14 protein-coding genes are annotated in these 15,882 nt (G+C 65.5%); 6 read left to right on the forward strand and 8 right to left on the reverse strand.

The genetic code is table 11. The annotated features are described in order from the left end of the window. Nucleotides 1-11: 11 nt before the first annotated feature. Nucleotides 12-548, forward strand: coding sequence for a DUF4142 domain-containing protein (locus tag FNJ47_RS05705; RefSeq protein ID WP_163151481.1), 537 nt, complete (start codon nt 12-14; stop codon nt 546-548). Between the two features lie 310 nt (nt 549-858). After that, entirely contained in the window at nt 859-2,106 is a 1,248-nt protein-coding gene (locus FNJ47_RS05710) for a DUF763 domain-containing protein (protein WP_163151483.1), read from the forward strand. Nucleotides 2,107-2,133: 27 nt separating this feature from the next. On the opposite strand, the gene FNJ47_RS05715 is transcribed toward FNJ47_RS05710, so the two are convergent. Then, nucleotides 2,134-2,940 (reverse strand): enoyl-CoA hydratase-related protein, encoded by an 807-nt coding sequence (locus FNJ47_RS05715; protein ID WP_163151485.1) that lies wholly within the window; start codon nt 2,938-2,940, stop codon nt 2,134-2,136. A gap of 74 nt (nt 2,941-3,014) precedes the next feature. On the opposite strand from FNJ47_RS05715, the gene nthA reads away from it, so the two are divergent. From nthA to FNJ47_RS05730, 3 genes are read left to right on the forward strand one after another with little or no spacing between them, the layout of a single operon-like run. After that, complete coding sequence (nthA, locus tag FNJ47_RS05720; RefSeq protein ID WP_163151487.1) at nt 3,015-3,644, forward strand: nitrile hydratase subunit alpha; 630 nt, start codon at nt 3,015-3,017, stop codon at nt 3,642-3,644. Next, the gene (gene nthB, locus FNJ47_RS05725) at nt 3,641-4,300 is read left to right on the forward strand and encodes a nitrile hydratase subunit beta (protein WP_163151489.1); all 660 of its coding nucleotides are present in this window, start codon (nt 3,641-3,643) and stop codon (nt 4,298-4,300) included. Before nthA ends, nthB begins: the two co-directional genes overlap by 4 nt. Beyond that, the gene (locus FNJ47_RS05730; protein WP_163151491.1) at nt 4,300-4,677 is read left to right on the forward strand and encodes a nitrile hydratase accessory protein; all 378 of its coding nucleotides are present in this window, start codon (nt 4,300-4,302) and stop codon (nt 4,675-4,677) included. Before nthB ends, FNJ47_RS05730 begins: the two co-directional genes overlap by 1 nt. A gap of 314 nt (nt 4,678-4,991) precedes the next feature. Here the strand turns inward: FNJ47_RS05730 and queC are convergent, their stop codons facing one another. Further along, nucleotides 4,992-5,720 carry a 7-cyano-7-deazaguanine synthase QueC gene (gene queC, locus FNJ47_RS05735; RefSeq protein ID WP_163151493.1) on the reverse strand — a complete coding sequence of 243 codons (729 nt, stop codon included), beginning with the start codon at nt 5,718-5,720 and terminating at the stop codon, nt 4,992-4,994. A 130-nt stretch (nt 5,721-5,850) separates the two neighbouring features. Here queC and mazG point away from each other — a divergent pair, with 130 nt between their 5' ends. Further along, nucleotides 5,851-6,705 (forward strand): nucleoside triphosphate pyrophosphohydrolase, encoded by an 855-nt coding sequence (mazG, locus tag FNJ47_RS05740; protein WP_163151495.1) that lies wholly within the window; start codon nt 5,851-5,853, stop codon nt 6,703-6,705. A gap of 172 nt (nt 6,706-6,877) precedes the next feature. Here the strand turns inward: mazG and mgtE are convergent, their stop codons facing one another. From mgtE to ntrC, 6 genes are all read right to left on the reverse strand, one after another. Continuing rightward, nucleotides 6,878-8,248, reverse strand: a complete 1,371-nt coding sequence (mgtE, locus tag FNJ47_RS05745) for a magnesium transporter (RefSeq protein WP_163151497.1) — start codon at nt 8,246-8,248, stop codon at nt 6,878-6,880. A gap of 150 nt (nt 8,249-8,398) precedes the next feature. After that, complete coding sequence (gene hflX, locus FNJ47_RS05750; RefSeq protein ID WP_163151499.1) at nt 8,399-9,793, reverse strand: GTPase HflX; 1,395 nt, start codon at nt 9,791-9,793, stop codon at nt 8,399-8,401. 11 nt (nt 9,794-9,804) lie between these two features. After that, on the reverse strand, nt 9,805-10,053 hold the full coding sequence (gene hfq, locus FNJ47_RS05755; RefSeq protein ID WP_006020546.1) for an RNA chaperone Hfq: 249 nt from the start codon (nt 10,051-10,053) through the stop codon (nt 9,805-9,807). Nucleotides 10,054-10,397: 344 nt separating this feature from the next. Next, the gene (gene ntrX / locus FNJ47_RS05760; RefSeq protein ID WP_163151501.1) at nt 10,398-11,768 is read right to left on the reverse strand and encodes a nitrogen assimilation response regulator NtrX; all 1,371 of its coding nucleotides are present in this window, start codon (nt 11,766-11,768) and stop codon (nt 10,398-10,400) included. A gap of 17 nt (nt 11,769-11,785) precedes the next feature. Next, the gene (locus FNJ47_RS05765; RefSeq protein WP_163151503.1) at nt 11,786-14,245 is read right to left on the reverse strand and encodes a sensor histidine kinase NtrY-like; all 2,460 of its coding nucleotides are present in this window, start codon (nt 14,243-14,245) and stop codon (nt 11,786-11,788) included. A gap of 184 nt (nt 14,246-14,429) precedes the next feature. Next, on the reverse strand, nt 14,430-15,872 hold the full coding sequence (ntrC, locus tag FNJ47_RS05770) for a nitrogen regulation protein NR(I) (protein WP_163151505.1): 1,443 nt from the start codon (nt 15,870-15,872) through the stop codon (nt 14,430-14,432). Between the last annotated feature and the right edge of the window lie 10 nt (nt 15,873-15,882).

Consider the following 15,882-nt stretch of genomic DNA (forward strand, 5'->3'; position numbering starts at 1 on the left):
GGAGACGCGCGATGAAGCGAACTATTCTGGCAATTGCCATCAGTTGCGGGCTGACAGTGCCCGCGCTGGCCCAATCGGTCGGCGAGAAGACCGGCGTCAATTCCGTGCTTGGCGTCGCACCGAAAACGGAAGACTTCATCAAGGAAGTGGCCATGAGCGACATGCTGGAGATCGAAGCAGCGAAGATCGCCCAGCAGAAGGGCAATGCGGCGGAAAAGAAGTTCGCCGACCAGATGGTCACGGACCATACCAAGACCAGTACCGAGTTGAAGGCGCTGGTCACCGGCGAGATGAAGGCCGCATTGCCGACCGGCCTCGACGACAGCTCGCAGAAGAAGCTCGACGTGCTGCGCAACACCAAGCCGGACAATTTCGCCAGCGAATATGATCCGATGCAGGTCAGCGCCCACAAGGATGCGGTCTCGCTGTTCGAACGCTACGCCAAGGGCGGCGAGGATCCGAAGCTGAAGGACTGGGCTGATAAGACCCTGCTCGCGCTCAAGCACCATCTCGCGATGGCGCAGGAGCTGGACAAGAACCGAAAGTAGTCGCCAGTCGCCGGCAGCCCCCGCTCCGGCTGCCGGCGGCCCCGCTATTCCGGCTTCATGAGGCAATTCCAGCGGCGCAACTCGACGCGCGCATCCGCTGCTTGCCACCGCCTTCTTAGCCACCGCCCAGATATTCCGGCCGGGTCTCCGCAGGGTCGACAGCGAGGCGTTTGGCGACCACAATCCCCTCGCGATCCTCGATGGGTTGCCAACGAGTCGATGACAGGCTCATCGTCGAGGATAGTCTGCCTCGACTCACGGACGTCGCATCGAGGCTCGATCTAAGGCGTGATCCAAGGTGTGGAGACCGATGGCCCGACGTACCGGCAGCGCTGATCTGCCCCTCCATGGTGGACGCGTGCCGCCGTGGCTGGCGCAGCGCATGGCGACGCTGGGTGCCATCATCACCCAGGCGGTGGTCCATCATTACGGACGAGACGCGTTCCTGCAGCGGCTGTCGCATCCGTTCTGGTTCCAGTCGTTCGGCGCCGTGATGGGCATGGACTGGCACTCGTCGGGAATCACCACGAGCGTCATCGGCGCGCTGAAACGCGGGCTGGCGCCGTTGCAGGACGAGCTCGGCATCTATGTCTGCGGCGGCCGCGGCAATCATTCGCGGCGCACGCCGGACGAGCTGACGGCGCTGGGCGAGCGGACCGGCTTTGATGGCGTTGCCCTCACCCGCGCCAGCCGTCTGGTCGCCAAGGTCGACAGCGCCGCGGTCCAGGACGGTTTCGAGCTCTATCTGCATGGCTTCTTCGTCACCACGGACGGCAAATGGACCGTGGTCCAGCAAGGCATGAGCGACAGCAAGCGGCAGGCGCGACGGTATCACTGGCATTCCGAGGGCCTGCGCAGCTTTGTCGACGAGCCGCACAGCGCGATCGATGGACCATCGCAGGGCGAGATCGTCAATCTCACCGACCACCGCGCCGACGCCTCGCGCCAGGCCCAGCTCGATCTGCTCGCCGCGCTCGGTCCCGACGGCATTGCGCGGGAATATGCCGGACTGACCGAGAAGGTGGAGGCGCAGGGCGATCTCCTGCATCTGATCATGCCCGCTCATCACGACGTGCGCTCGAGCGACGTCTTTATCCGCCGCCTGCACGGCACCCTCGCCGCCGCCGCGGAGCGTGGGCCGCTGGACTTCCCCGAGCTGCTGCTGACGCCCGGCGTCGGCGCCCGCACCGTGGAGTCGCTCGCGATGGTCGCCGAGGTCGTGCACGGTACGCCGTATCGTTTCCGTGATCCGGCGCGTTTCTCGCTCGCGCATGGCGGCAAGGACCGTCATCCGTTTCCGGTGCCGATCAAGGTCTATGACGAGACCATCGGCGTGCTGAAATCGGCGGTGCAGCAGGCGAAGCTCGGCCGCGACGAGGAACTGCAGGCGTTGAAGCGGCTGGACGATCAGGCGCGCAGGCTCGAATTGACGGCATCCGGCCCGTCCTTCGATGCCTTCGTGGCCAACGAGCGCGCGCGTTCGCCAAGCCTCGACGGCCGCTCCGTGTTCGGCTGGGAGGCCGACCTCGCCGGCCGCGACCGCATCACCAAACGCTAGAGCGGCGTTTGTCGACCGCGACACCTGTTAGCGCCCCCTGAAGCGTGGCTTCCGCCGTCCAAGGAACGCCGCGACGCCTTCCTTGTGATCGTCGGTCAGGCTCGCCAGCGCGAACTGGTCGAGATCCATGTGGCTGGCGAGGTCGTCGAGCGCATGCGCCAGTCGATTGACGGTCAGCTTGGTCATCGCCACCGACATCGGCGGCTGGGCGGCGACCTTGGCCGCCAGCGCCATTGCGGCCTCGTATGATTTGCCCGGATCAACCACCTGCTCCACCAGACCCCATTCGTAGGCCTCCTCGGCCGAAATCCGGTCGTCGGCCAGGATCACGGCCTGCTTGGTGCGCGCCGGGCCCATCAGATGCAGCATGCGCGGCACGCTCTGCCAGCTCATGTTCATGCCGAGCGCGATCTCCGGCACCCGCATGTGCGCATCGCGCGCCATGACGCGGAAATCCAGCGCGACCGCGAGCGCCACGCCGCCGCCGACGCAAAACCCTTCGATCGCGCCGATCGTGACCTGCTCCATCTCCTGCCAGGCGCGCGTCAGCCGCGGCCCGAGCTTCAGATGGCGGCGCAGCGTGCCCATATCCATGGTCTGGCGCGAGCGCCCTTCGGCATCTTTGAGGTCGAAGCCGGCGCTGAACGATTTGGCGCCGCCGGTCAGCACCACCACCGAGGTGTCGCCATCGTCCTCGAAGCTGCGCGCCGCATCGGTCAGTTGCCGCAGCGCCTCCGGCGACAGCGCGTTGATACCGTCGCCACGGTCGAACCGCACCACCGCGATGCGGCCCTCCGGCCCGAGGCCCTTCTCGATCGTCACATGGTCAACCACGCATACCTCCCTGCTCGCATTGTTGTGTACGGCTTGCCTCGACATAGCACGGCAGTTTCGCCTATTCTGTTGGCATGAGCGAACATGATCATCACCACCACGATCACGACCATTCCGAACTGTCGGAGACCGAACTGCGCGTCCGCGCGCTGGAATCGATCCTGACCGAAAAAGGCTATGTCGAGGCGGCCGCGCTCGACGCCATCGTGCAGGCCTATGAGACCAAGATCGGCCCGCACAACGGCGCCCGGGTCGTCGCCAAGGCCTGGACCGATCCCGCCTTCAAGCAGGCGCTGCTCGAGGACGCCAGCAAGGCGGTCGGCACCCTCGGCCATGTCAGTCGGGTCGGCGACCATCTGGTTGCGATCGAGAACACAACTGGCCGGCACAACATGGTCGTCTGCACACTCTGCTCCTGTTACCCTTGGGAAATGCTCGGGCTGCCGCCGGTCTGGTACAAGGCCTCGCCGTACCGCTCGCGCGCGGTCAAGGATCCGCGCGGCGTGCTCGCCGATTTCGGCGTCAGCCTGCCGAAGGAGACGGAAATCCGGGTCTGGGACTCTACCGCTGAAACGCGCTTCCTGGTGCTGCCGATGCGGCCCGCAGGCACCGAGGGCTGGAGCGAAGACCAACTGGCCGAACTCGTGACGCGCGATTCCATGATCGGCACCGGCTTCCCGAAAACACCGGGAGCACCGTCATGAACGGCGTCCACGACATGGGCGGCATGGACGGATTCGGCAAGGTCGTGCCCGAGCTGAACGAGCCGATGTTCCATGAGGAATGGGAATCGCGCGTGCTCGCGATGGTCCGTGCGATGGGCGCGGCCGGTGCCTTCAACATCGATACATCGCGCTTCTATCGCGAGACCCTGCCCCCGCAGGTCTATCTGTCGAGCTCCTATTACAAGAAATGGTTCCTTGGGCTGGAAGCCCTGCTGCTCGACAAGGGCTATATCTCCAAGGACGACGTCGCATCCGGACATTCCGTCGCGCCGGCGAAATCGCTCAAGCACGGCAAATTCTCCATGGCCGACGTCGAGCGCATCATGGTGCGCGGCAAGTTCGGCCGAGCGGCACCAGCGCCGGCGAAATTCAAGGCGGGCGATCGGGTGCGGGCGAAGAACATTCATCCCGCCACGCACACGCGGCTGCCGCGCTATGTGCGCGGTCATGTCGGCGTGGTCGAGCGCGATCACGGTTGTCACGTGTTTCCCGATACGGTCGCGAACGACGCCGGCGAGCAGCCGCAATGGCTGTACACCGTTGTGTTCGACGGACGCGAACTCTGGGGACCGGATTCCGATCCGACCATCAAGGTCTCGATCGACGCGTTCGAGCCCTATCTGGAGGCCGCCTGATGGATTCCGGCGCCGCCGCGCGCGCGACCAGCGCCGTCTCCAGCATTCCCCGCGATCAGGACGGCCCGGTGTTTCGCGCGCCGTGGGAGGCGCAGGCGTTCGCAATGGCGCTGACGCTGCATGACCGCGGTGTCTTCACCTGGCCCGAATGGGCCGCAGCGCTTGCCGACCAGATCAAACGTGCGCAGGCCGCCGGCGATCCCGACACCGGCGAGACCTATTACCAGCATTGGCTGGCGACGCTGGAACACCTCGTCGCCGCCAAGGGCGTCACGACCCATGAGACGCTGCACCGCTACCGCGATGCCTGGGATCATGCCGCCGACCGCACCCCGCACGGCCAGCCGATCGAGCTGGTGCCGGGGGATTTTAGGTAGCGGCGCTTCCCTTCTCTTCCGTCATTCCGGGGCGCGCCTCTTGGCGCGAGCCCGGAATCCATCAGGCCACATAGCTCGTGGAAGAATGGATTCCGGGCTCTCGCTTCGCGAGCCCCGGAATAACGGATGGGACTGCAAATGCCATATGCAGTGGCCCCCGAGGGCGCGTGATTTCGGAATAATGGAAAAGTGCAGCTGAGTTGCCCGACGTGTCAAGGGTTGCGTGTCGAACGGCGGCAGCCCACGGCTACTGTGCATGGGGTTGTTTTCGATATTTTGGCAGAGGCGCCCTGCAACGCGGCGTTGGAGACAACTCAGTGATTGTCGCCACCACCCTGCGCGACATATTCCCGCCAGCCCTTGGCCCGCAGGCTGCACGCCGGGCATTCGCCGCAGCCATAGCCCCAATCGTGCTGTGCGCCCCGTTCGCCGAGATAGCAGGTATGCGAATGCTCGCGGATCAGATCGACCAGCCCTGCCCCGCCGAGATCGTGCGCAAGGCGCCAGGTCGCGGCCTTGTCGAGCCACATCAGCGGCGTGTGCAGCTCGAAATCCTTGGCCATGCCGAGGTTGAGCGCAGACTGCAACGCTTTGATGGTCTCGTCGCGGCAATCCGGATAGCCGGAATAGTCGGTCTCGCACATGCCGCCGATGATGTGACGGATGCCGCGCCGGTAGGCCAGCGCCGCGGCAAAGGTGAGGAACACGAGGTTGCGGCCGGGCACGAAGGTGTTGGGCAACCCGTCCGAACCCATTTCGATCGCAACGTCGCGGGTCAGCGCGGTATCCGAGATTTCCGACAGCGTCGGGATCGCGAGCGTATGGCTGTCGCCGAGCTTCGCCGACCAATCGGGCCGCATTTGCTTGATCCCGGCCAGCAGCCGATCGCGGCAATCAAGTTCGACGGCATGGCGCTGGCCGTAGGAGAAGCCGAGCATCTCGACGCGCGCAAAGCGCGACAGGGCCCAGGCCAGGCAGGTGGTGGAATCCTGGCCGCCGGAAAACAGCACCAGCGCCGTGTCGGAATTGATCTGATCGGTCATTGAACGCGCTTTACCACTCCTTGGCCCGACGGCCAATCGGTGGACAGCGCCGCGATTTCGGCGCGTTTTGCTGGGATCGGCAGGGCTGATTTGGCATAAGGCCTATACCCCTGACCGTCCGGTGTGTCCCATGACCCCTTCCCGCGATATTTCCCGCCTGATCGAGATCATGGCTGCGCTGCGCACGCCGGTGAGCGGCTGCCCGTGGGATCTCGTGCAGAATTTCGAGACCATCGCGCCCTACACGATCGAGGAGGCCTACGAGGTCGCCGACGCGATCACGCGCGGCGATCTCGACGATCTGCGCGAGGAGCTCGGCGATCTCCTGTTGCAGGTGGTCTATCACGCAAGGATGGCGGAGGAGCAGAACGCGTTTGCGTTCGGCGATGTGGTCGAGGCGATCACGAAAAAGATGATCCGCCGTCACCCGCACGTCTTTGCCGACAAGGACGGCAACATCCAGCCCGCCGGCGTCAAGAGCGCGTGGGAGCGCATCAAGGCCGAGGAAAAAGCCGAGCGCGCCGCGCGGCGGCCGCCGGAGGACACTGCGCATACTTCGCTGCTGGCGAGCGTGAAGGCCGGCCTCCCTGCCCTGACGCGGGCGATGGAATTGCAGCGCAAGGCATCGACCGTCGGCTTCGACTGGAACGATCCGCGCGCGGTGCTCGCCAAGATCCGCGAGGAAGCCGACGAGATCGAGGCCGCGCTCGACCGCAACGACAAGCAGGAGATCGCGGAAGAGACCGGCGATCTCATGTTCGCGCTGGTCAACCTCGCCCGCCACGTCGACGCCGATCCGGAAACCGCGCTGCGCGCCACCAACGCCAAGTTCGAGCGACGCTTTGCCTATATCGAGAAGGCGCTGGCCGCGAAGGGCCGCTCGCTCGACGGCGCGTCGCTCGAAGAGATGGATGCGCTGTGGAATGAGGCGAAGATGGCAAATGAAGCCGTCGTCCCGGCGAAGGCCGGGACCCATACCGCGTGATCTATCGGTTGGTTGACGGTATCAGTCCCGCGCGAGTGATCGACGGACGAAGTTGCAATTCGGAACTGCGATCGAGCGCAATAACAACGGCCGGTGGTTATGGGTCCCGGCCTTCGCCGGGACGACAGTGAGTTTGTGGACGCAGTCGCCTCAAATCGCGCAGCCCCTCCTCCTACAACAGCGTGCCGCGCAGGATCACCGCCGCAACGCCGAAATAGATCACGAGGCCGGTGACGTCGACCAGCGTCGCGACGAACGGCGCGGAGGCGCTGGCCGGATCGAAGCCGATGCGCTTGAGGATGAACGGCAGCATCGAGCCGCACAGCGATCCGAAGGTGACGATGCCGATCAGCGCGGCGCCGACGGTGACGGCCACCAGCAACCAATGCGGGCCGTAATCGAACAGGCCCAGCGTCTGCCAGACGGTGATCCTGACAATGCCGATCAGGCCGAGGATGGAGCCGAGCACGATACCTGTCGGTAGCTCGCGCACGGCGACCCGCCACCAGTCTCGCAGCCGCACCTCGTGCAGCGCCAGCGAACGGATCAGCAGCGAGGTTGCCTGCGAGCCGGAATTGCCGCCGGAGCTCATGATCAGCGGAATGAACAGGGTCAGGACGATCGCCTTCTCGAGCTCGCTCTGGTACGACTGCATTGCGGTGGCGGTCAGCATTTCCGACAGGAACAGCGCGCACAGCCAGCCGGCGCGCTTCTTGATCATCTCGCTGAAACCGATCCGCAGATAAGGCTCGTCGATCGCTTCCATGCCGCCGAACTTCTGGGCGTCCTCGGTCGATTCCTCGACGATGGCGTCGATGACGTCGTCGACCGTGACAATGCCAAGGATGTGCCCTGGGCCGTCGACCACCGCAACCGCGAGCAGATCGTAGCGCGAGATCAGCCGCGCCGCCTCCATGCGATCGGCTTCGGGCGCAATCATCAGCGGCTTTCGCGCCGGTGCCGCGGTCAGCACGTTGGCATGAGGATCGGCCGAGATCAGCCGGCGCAGCGGCACGGCCTGGATCAAGGTCTTCTTGATCGGGTCGATCACGAAGATCGAGTAGACGGTCTCGCGGGTGCGCTCGACCATCCGGATGTGATGCAGGACCTCGGCGATGGTCCAGCTCGAGGGCACGCTGACGAACTCCGTCGTCATGATGCTGCCGGCGCTGCGTTCGGGATAGGCCAGCAGCCCCGAGATGACGTTCCGGGTATCCGGGTTGAGGCCGTTCAGCAGCGTCGTGCGCAGCGGCTCGACCAGCTCCTTGAAGATGTCGGCGGCACGGTCGTCGGAGACGCCCGATAGCAGCGACACCGCGGTGTCCTTCGGCAGCTCGGCCAGGATCTCGCAGGTGTTGTCGAGCCCGGGCAGGTCGAGCACCTCGATCGCCTTCTCGGCGGGCAAGGACCGCAGCAGCTGCGCGGCATCGGCCGGCTCCCGGGCATTGAGCGCATCGACGATCTCGGGCGCCCGGGCATGGGCAAGATCACCGTTCTGGCCGGCGAGCGTGTCGTGGGGGATGGTGTTGCTGGTGTCCTGCATCGATCGGCCTCGGCTTTGCGTCCAGCAGCGCAATGAACCAAGGCGGCGCAGATTTCAAACAGAAAGCGCACCGGCACGTCGCAGCCGTGCCGGAGTGAGGCCACGTCACAGCGTCGTCATATTTGGTTGCGCGGCGCCGCGCCGAAGGGTTTACGCCTCGAGGGGCACCGCGGCGAACCGGCTCACCACGATGTCGCGCTTGGTCTCGTCGACGCGCACTGTCATATCGAAGCGCTCGCCTTGCAGTTCCTTGTTCAGGACCTCAGCATTACGGTGCAGCCAGCTGATGCCGGCACCGTCGGAGGCGTCGATCGAGAGCCGCAGGGTCATGCGCTTGGCCGCGAGGCGATCCTCAATTGCTGACAGCAGCGCGTCGATCCCCTCGCCGGTCGCGGCCGAGACGAGGAAGCAGGGCCGCTCCGGCGGGCGGCGCGCGGCGATATTGCGCAGATTGTCCCGCTCCTCGGGATCGAAGCGGTCGATCTTGTTCCAGACCTCGATGATGCGCTGGCCGCCATCGGCGTCGGGATCGATGCCAAGCTGGCGCAGCACGCCCTCGACGTCGCGCTCCTGCGCCTCGGCATCCTCATGCGAGATGTCGCGGACATGCAGGATGATGTCGGCCTCCAGAACCTCCTCCAGCGTGGCGCGGAACGCGGCCACCAGCTGGGTCGGCAGGTTGGAGATGAAGCCGACGGTGTCGGACAGCATCGCCTTGCCGCCATGCGGCAGGTTGAGCGCACGCAGGGTCGGGTCGAGCGTCGCAAACAACATGTCGGCGGCCTGCACGTCGGCGCGCGTCAGGCGGTTGAACAGGGTCGACTTGCCGGCGTTGGTGTAGCCGACCAGCGCCACCACGCGGTACGGCACGCGCTGGCGGCCGGCGCGATGCAGCCGTCGCGTCGCCTGCACCTTCTTCAATTCGCCTTCGAGCTTGGTGATGCGCTCGCTGATCAGGCGGCGGTCGGCCTCGATCTGGGTTTCGCCAGGTCCGCCCATGAAGCCGAAGCCGCCGCGCTGGCGCTCGAGATGGGTCCAGGAGCGCACCAGGCGGCTGCGCTGATAATTCAGATGGGCGAGCTCGACCTGCAGCGCGCCCTCCTTGGTCTTGGCGCGGCGGCCGAAGATTTCCAGGATCAGGCCGGTGCGGTCGAGCACCTTGGTGCTCCAGGCCTTCTCGAGGTTGCGCTGCTGGATCGGCGACAGCGCGCAATCCATCACCACGAGCTCGACCATGTTGCCGGCGACGAGGCCGTTGATCTCCTCGACCTTGCCCTTGCCGAGATAGGTGGCAGGCCGGATCTGATTGATCGGCGCGATGATGGATTCCACCACGGTGAGGTCGATCGCACCGGCAAGGCCGGCGGCCTCCTCGATTCGCGCTTCATAGTCGCGGACAGAGGGATCCGTTTGCGCATCGCCGTCGCCCCGGCGCGTGCGCAGGTACGGGCCGATGACGATCACCCGCCCGCTGCTGCCGTCCCCAGCCGACCCGGGCCTAGACTTGGTCCGGTCGGCGCCCCCTTCACGGTTGAAGGGTTCCAATCACTTCACTCTCAAGCCGGTGCGTCCTCACCACCTTCGAACAGCTGAATCGGAGCCCCCGGCATGATGGTCGAGATCGCGTGCTTGTAGACCAGCTGCGAGTGACCGTCGCGCCGCAGCAGCAAGCAGAAATTGTCGAACCATGTGACAATGCCCTGCAGCTTTACTCCGTTGACCAGAAATATCGTCAGTGGCGTCTTGGTTTTACGAACGTGATTAAGGAAGGTGTCTTGTAGATTTTGTGCGCGGTCTGCCGCCATTGTTTTTGTCCCGCAAGCTTGTGCTTCTTTTTATTGAACCGGTTGCGGCTCTCTCACGGAGCCTCCTCCGGCTGCCCACCTGCCCTGAGATCCCCCTCTGGCAGGCGTAGCGGTAGGATTAGAGGCCACGCGCGGTTTTTAGGCAAGCCGGTTCGCGGTGCAGTCGGTAGGAACACGGTGGCAATTCTAAGAAAGGGCGGGGAAAGAGACGAATATTCTCGTGGAGAGTGGATAAATCCCCGGTTGTGCCGCCCCCGCCTTCGGCTCGCCGGCCAACCCCGCCTGCCCTTGCTTCCCCCCGGCGGGTAATCGCCGGGGCAATTGCCGACCCTGGCGCGCCGGGGTCAGCCGACCCCGAGCGCCTTCAGCTTGCGGTGTAGTGCCGAGCGCTCCATGCCGACGAACTCTGCGGTGCGCGAGATATTGCCGGAGAAGCGGCTGATCTGGGCGATCAGGTAGTCGCGCTCGAACACCTCACGGGCCTCGCGCAGCGGCAGGCCCATGATGTGCTCGCCATTGTTGGAGGTCGGCATCGCCGGTACCATGGAGCCGACGTCCTGCGGCAGCATGTCGGCGGTGATGATCGCCTCCGGGCCGCCGCCGGCCAGGATCATCACGCGCTCCACGTTGTTGCGGAGCTGGCGGACGTTGCCCGGCCAGACATGCGACTGCAGCACGGCCATCGCGTCCTGCCCGATCTGCCGCTTCGGCAGGCCGGTGGCGGCCGAGATCTGGTCCATGAAATAGTCGATCAGCTCGGGGATGTCCTCGCGCCGCTCCGACAACGGCGGCACCCGGATCGGCACCACCGAGAGGCGATGATAGAGGTCCTCGCGGAAACGCCCGCCGGCGATCTCCTCCTCGAGATTGCGCGCGGTCGAGGAGATGATGCGGACGTCGACATGGACCTTGCTGGTGCCGCCCTGGCGCTGGAAGGTCTGATCGACCAGCACGCGCAGGATCTTGTTCTGGGTCTCGCGCGGCATGTCCGCGATCTCGTCGATGAACAGCGTGCCGCCATGCGCTTCCTCGAGCGCGCCGGCCTTGCGCTGCTGCTCGCCGTTCGATCCCTCGATGCCGAACAGCTCGATCTCCATGCGCTCCGGCGTGATCGCGGCCGCATTGATCACCACGAACGGCCCCTCGGCGCGCCCGGAGGCATGATGCAGCGTCCGCGCGGCGAGCTCCTTGCCGGCGCCCGACGGCCCGACGATCAGGATGCGGCTGTTGGCCTTGGCGGCGCGGTCGATGGTCTGGCGCAGCTGGTTCATGCAGGCCGAGCGGCCGGTCAGCACGCTGGCTGCGGGCGCCAGTTGCTTCAGCTCCTTCACCTCGCGGCGGAGCCGCGACGTCTCCAGCGCCCGCGTCGCGACCAGGATCAGCCGATCCGACTTGAACGGCTTCTCGATGAAGTCATAGGCGCCGCGCTTGATCGCGGCGACCGCGGTTTCGATGTTGCCGTGGCCGGAGATCATCACGACCGGCAGATCGGCATTGTCCTTCTTGATCTGCTCGAGCAGCTGCAGGCCGTCGAGCTTGGAGCCCTGCAACCAGATGTCGAGGAACACCAGGTTCGGGCGGCGGTTGGCGATCTCGGCAAGTGCCGAATCGCTGTCGCGCGCGGTGCGGGTGGAGAAGCCCTCATCGTCCAGGATACCCGCAACGAGGTCGCGAATGTCGGCTTCGTCGTCGACAATCAGAATGTCACTTGCCATGGGTTACACCTGCCTTGTCAGTCGCCCGTCGCAGCTTTGATTTTTGGCTCTTGCGCATTTGGCTCTTGATTATTTGGTTCAGGACTATCGGATGCTTGGATCGGTTCTCGGATCGGTTCTTGGATTTTTGGTTCATTGTTGGTCGCCTGTGCCGGGCCGTTGGTCGGCTCTTCCGGCGGATTTTTTTCACTGGTGGGTTCGGTCTTGTCCGGTTTCACGTCCGGCTTTTGGTCCTTGTTCTCCGGCTTGGCCGCCTGGCCGGTGACGGCAAAGCGCAGCCGCATCCAGGCACCGCGCTGCCCCTCGCGGAAATCGGACGCATCCTTGAGCTCGATGCGGCCGCCGTGGTCCTCGAGGACGCGGCCGACGATGGCGAGCCCCAGACCGGTGCCCTTCGCCCGCGTCGTGACATAGGGCTCGAGCAGGCGCGAACGGGCGACCTTGGGCAGGCCGATACCGTTGTCGACGACGTCAATCAGGATGTCGTCGTTCTCGCGCTGCGCCACGACGTCGATGCGGCCCTTGCCGAGCTCCTCGCGCGGCACCTGCTCGATCGCCTCGGTGGCGTTCTTGATGATGTTGGTCAACGCCTGCGAGATCAGCCGGCGGTCGAACTGCGCCGGCAGCGGCGACTGCTTGATGTCGGCCTCGATGTCGAGATCGGGGTGGGCGACCTTCATCAGGAACACCGCCTGTCGCACCACGTCGGCGACGTCCTCGCCCTCCATCACGGGCTTGGGCATCCGCGCGAAGCGCGAGAACTCGTCGACCATGCGCCTGATGTCGTCGACCTGGCGCACAATGGTGTCGGTGCACTGCTCGAAGATCGACTTGTCCTTCTCTTCGGTGATCGTCTTGCCGAACTTGCGGCGGATCCGCTCGGCGGACAGCTGGATCGGGGTCAGCGGATTCTTGATCTCGTGGGCGATGCGGCGGGCGACGTCGCCCCAGGCCGAGGTGCGCTGCGCCGAGACCAGTTCGGTGATGTCGTCGAGCGTGATGATGTAGCTGTCGCGCGACTGGCTGGTCTGCTCGGCGGAGACGCGAACCGACAGATTGCGCTCGTTGCCGTCGCGCAGGATCGTCACCTGCCCCTGCACCAGCCGCTGCGTTCCCTCGCGCGCGGTCTTCATCATCTCGTCGAGTTCGGGCAGCACGTCCGAAAGCGGATGGCCGAGCGTTTCCGACTCGGCGTGCCCAATCAGCTTTTCCGCCGAGCGGTTGAGGATGCCGACGCTGCCTGAGGCGTCAACGCCGATGATGCCGGCAGAGGCCGACGACAGCACCGCCTCGATGAAACGGCGGCGGCTGTCGATAGTCTCGCTGGCATCGACCAGCTCGTTGCGCTGGGTGCGCAGCTCCTGCGTCATCTTGTTGAAGATCTCGCCGAGCAGCGCGAGGTCGCTGGCCGATTTATGGACCGGCACCTGGACGTTGAGATTGCCGGTCGAAACCTCGCTCGCCGCACCCATCAACTGGCGGATCGGCGACACCAGCCCGTTGGCGAAGTTGAGTCCGATCAGCACCGAGGCCATCAGGATGGTCAGCGCGATCACCGCAAACATCAGCGCGAACGCGACCTGGATGCCGAGCCTGCGAGTCTCGAGCTGCGCATATTCGGCGGCGCTGGTCTGGGTCTGCTTGAGCTGCGCGACGACGGCCGGATCGAGCAGCCGCGCCACGTACAGGAACATGTCGTCATAGGCCCGCAGCCGGACCACGGAGGCGACGTAGTTTTCCGGGAAGACCGAGATCTTCGGCTCGGTTTCGTTGATGTCCTTCAGGATGTCAGGCGGCGGCGCTTCATAGTTCAGGCGGACGCCGGTTTCCGCGCTGGCGACGATCTTGCCGTCCTTGTCCATCAGCACAGCGACCGGCAGGTTGCGCGACTCGGCCCCGGCCGTCATCAGCTGCAGGAACGTCATGCGATCCTGGTCATAGAGCGGCCGCGCATGGGCGAGATCGTTGGCCATCGCCAGCGTGTCGCCGTTGATGAGCTGGGCGTGCTCCTGCATGTAGGCGCTGGCGATGGTCAGCGAGTTCTGGATCACCTGCTTGGTCGGCCCCGAGAACAGCCGGTCGAGGCCGCGCTCGATGGTGACGTTGGCGACGATCGACACCAGCACGGCGGGCAAGACCGCGATCACCGAGAACAGGCCGACGATCTGCACATGCAGCCGCGCCGCCGCCCGGCCGCGCCGCCTCGCCTGCACCATCTGCCAGACTTCCCGGACGATGATGCCGACCAGCAGCAGGATCGTGGCGGCATTGATCATCAGGAAGGAGCGGACCACCTCGGAGGTGGGCTCGATCGGGGTCAGGCCGGTCAGGACCACGAAGGTCAGGAAGCCGGACAGCAGCGCGATAGCCACCGCGAACGGCGCCAGCCAGCGCCGCAGCGGAAAGCCCCGCGCCTCCGCAGTGGGCTCGGCCGGTGGCGCGTGTAACGTTGAAGCGGTGGTCTCTGCGCTGGTCATACCGGCAATTGAGCTGAGTGCGATCGCCCGCGGGAATTGCGAACTGATGCAATCATATCACAATGTTGCCGAATTGCGACATTTCCGCGGCGCAAACGGTGGTGCGGCGCCGTGTCCTCAAAACCATTTGTGACTACTCAATACCGGTGGGCGGTGGCGGGGCCCGCGCTCCGCCCCGTCAGCCCTACCCGCCGCTCCGATAGACCTGGATATCGAGGTCGCGGATCTTCTTGCGCAGCGTATTGCGGTTCAATCCGAGCAGGTCGGCGGCCCGGATCTGGTTGCCGCGGGTCGCCGCCAGCGCGGCGGTCAGCAGCGGGATCTCGATCTCCTTGAGGATGCGGTGGTAGAGGCCCGGCGGAGGCACGCCGTTCGGGAAGCCGGAGAAGTGCGAGGACAGATAGGCCTCGACCGCGCCGCCGAGATTGTCGACGCCGACGCTCGCGGTGCTGCCCGAGGTGACCGCCGGCGGCGCCAGCTCACCGTCGATGACCGAGGCGGTGATGACGTCCTGCGGATACAGCGCGGCGAGCCGCCGGGCGAGGTTTTCCAGCTCGCGGACATTGCCCGGCCAGCGGTGCTGCTTGAGCCGTTCCAGCGCCTGGGCGTCGAGCTTCTTCGGCGGCAAGCCGTCCTTCTCGGCGAGCGAGAAGAAGTGCCGGATCAGGTCGGGCAGATCCTCGATGCGCTCGCGCAGCGGCGGCAGCCGCAGCGGCACCACGTTGAGGCGGAAGAACAGATCCTCGCGGAACAGGCCCTGCTGGATCAGGATGCGCAGGTCCTTGTTGGAGGCCGCGACGATGCGCACGTCGGTCTTGATCGGGGTGCGGCCGCCGACGGTGGTGTACTCGCCCTGCTGCAGCACGCGCAGCAGCCGGGTCTGCGCCTCCATCGGCATGTCGCCGATCTCATCGAGGAACAGCGTGCCGCCCTCGGCCTGCTCGAAGCGGCCGGAGGCGCGGGTGTTGGCGCCGGTGAACGCACCGCGCTCATGGCCGAACAGCTCTGATTCAATGAGGTCGCGCGGGATCGCCGCCATGTTGACCGCGACGAACGGGCCGTTGCGGCGCCGACCGTAATCGTGCAGCGCGCGGGCGACCAGCTCCTTGCCGGTGCCTGACTCACCCGAGATCATCACGGTGAGATCGGTCTGCATCAGCCGCGCCAGCACGCGGTAGATTTCCTGCATCGCCGGCGACCGGCCGACCAGCGGGATCGAGTCGAACTCGCCCTCGTCGGCAGGACTGGAGACGCGCTCCTTCGGCTCGGCCAGCGCGCGGCCGACGATGGTGATCAGCTCCTTCAGGTCGAACGGCTTCGGCAAGTATTCATAGGCGCCGCGCTCGGAGGCGCGGATCGCGGTCATGAAGGTGTTCTGCGCGCTCATCACGATGACCGGCAGGTTGGGCCGCATCTTCTTGATCCGCGGCAAGAGATCGAATGCGTTCTCGTCGGGCATCACCACGTCGGTGATGACAAGGTCGCCCTCACCCTGGCTGACCCAGCGCCACAGCGTGGCGGCGTTGCCGGTCAGGCGAACCTCGTAGCCGGCGCGCGAGAGCGCCTGGTTCAGGACGGTCCGGATGGCAGTGTCGTCGTCAGCGACAAGTATGCTACCTGCAGGCATTGTTGTTGTT

Origin of the sequence: Bradyrhizobium uaiense (genome assembly GCF_010811875.1) — a bacterium.
Classification (GTDB): Bacteria; Pseudomonadota; Alphaproteobacteria; order Rhizobiales; family Xanthobacteraceae; genus Bradyrhizobium; species Bradyrhizobium uaiense.

Bases quoted from the DNA above. Each gene is read 5' to 3' on its own strand.
- FNJ47_RS05705 (WP_163151481.1), top strand. From the start codon at position 12: ATGAAGCGAACTATTCTGGCAATTGCCATCAGTTGCGGGCTGACAGTG.
- FNJ47_RS05710 (WP_163151483.1), top strand. From the start codon at position 859: ATGGCCCGACGTACCGGCAGCGCTGATCTGCCCCTCCATGGTGGACGC.
- nthA (WP_163151487.1), top strand. From the start codon at position 3,015: ATGAGCGAACATGATCATCACCACCACGATCACGACCATTCCGAACTG.
- nthB (WP_163151489.1), top strand. From the start codon at position 3,641: ATGAACGGCGTCCACGACATGGGCGGCATGGACGGATTCGGCAAGGTC.
- FNJ47_RS05730 (WP_163151491.1), top strand. From the start codon at position 4,300: ATGGATTCCGGCGCCGCCGCGCGCGCGACCAGCGCCGTCTCCAGCATT.
- queC (WP_163151493.1), bottom strand. From the start codon at position 5,720: ATGACCGATCAGATCAATTCCGACACGGCGCTGGTGCTGTTTTCCGGC.
- mazG (WP_163151495.1), top strand. From the start codon at position 5,851: ATGACCCCTTCCCGCGATATTTCCCGCCTGATCGAGATCATGGCTGCG.
- mgtE (WP_163151497.1), bottom strand. From the start codon at position 8,248: ATGCAGGACACCAGCAACACCATCCCCCACGACACGCTCGCCGGCCAG.
- hfq (WP_006020546.1), bottom strand. From the start codon at position 10,053: ATGGCGGCAGACCGCGCACAAAATCTACAAGACACCTTCCTTAATCAC.
- ntrX (WP_163151501.1), bottom strand. From the start codon at position 11,768: ATGGCAAGTGACATTCTGATTGTCGACGACGAAGCCGACATTCGCGAC.
- FNJ47_RS05765 (WP_163151503.1), bottom strand. From the start codon at position 14,245: ATGACCAGCGCAGAGACCACCGCTTCAACGTTACACGCGCCACCGGCC.
- ntrC (WP_163151505.1), bottom strand. From the start codon at position 15,872: ATGCCTGCAGGTAGCATACTTGTCGCTGACGACGACACTGCCATCCGG.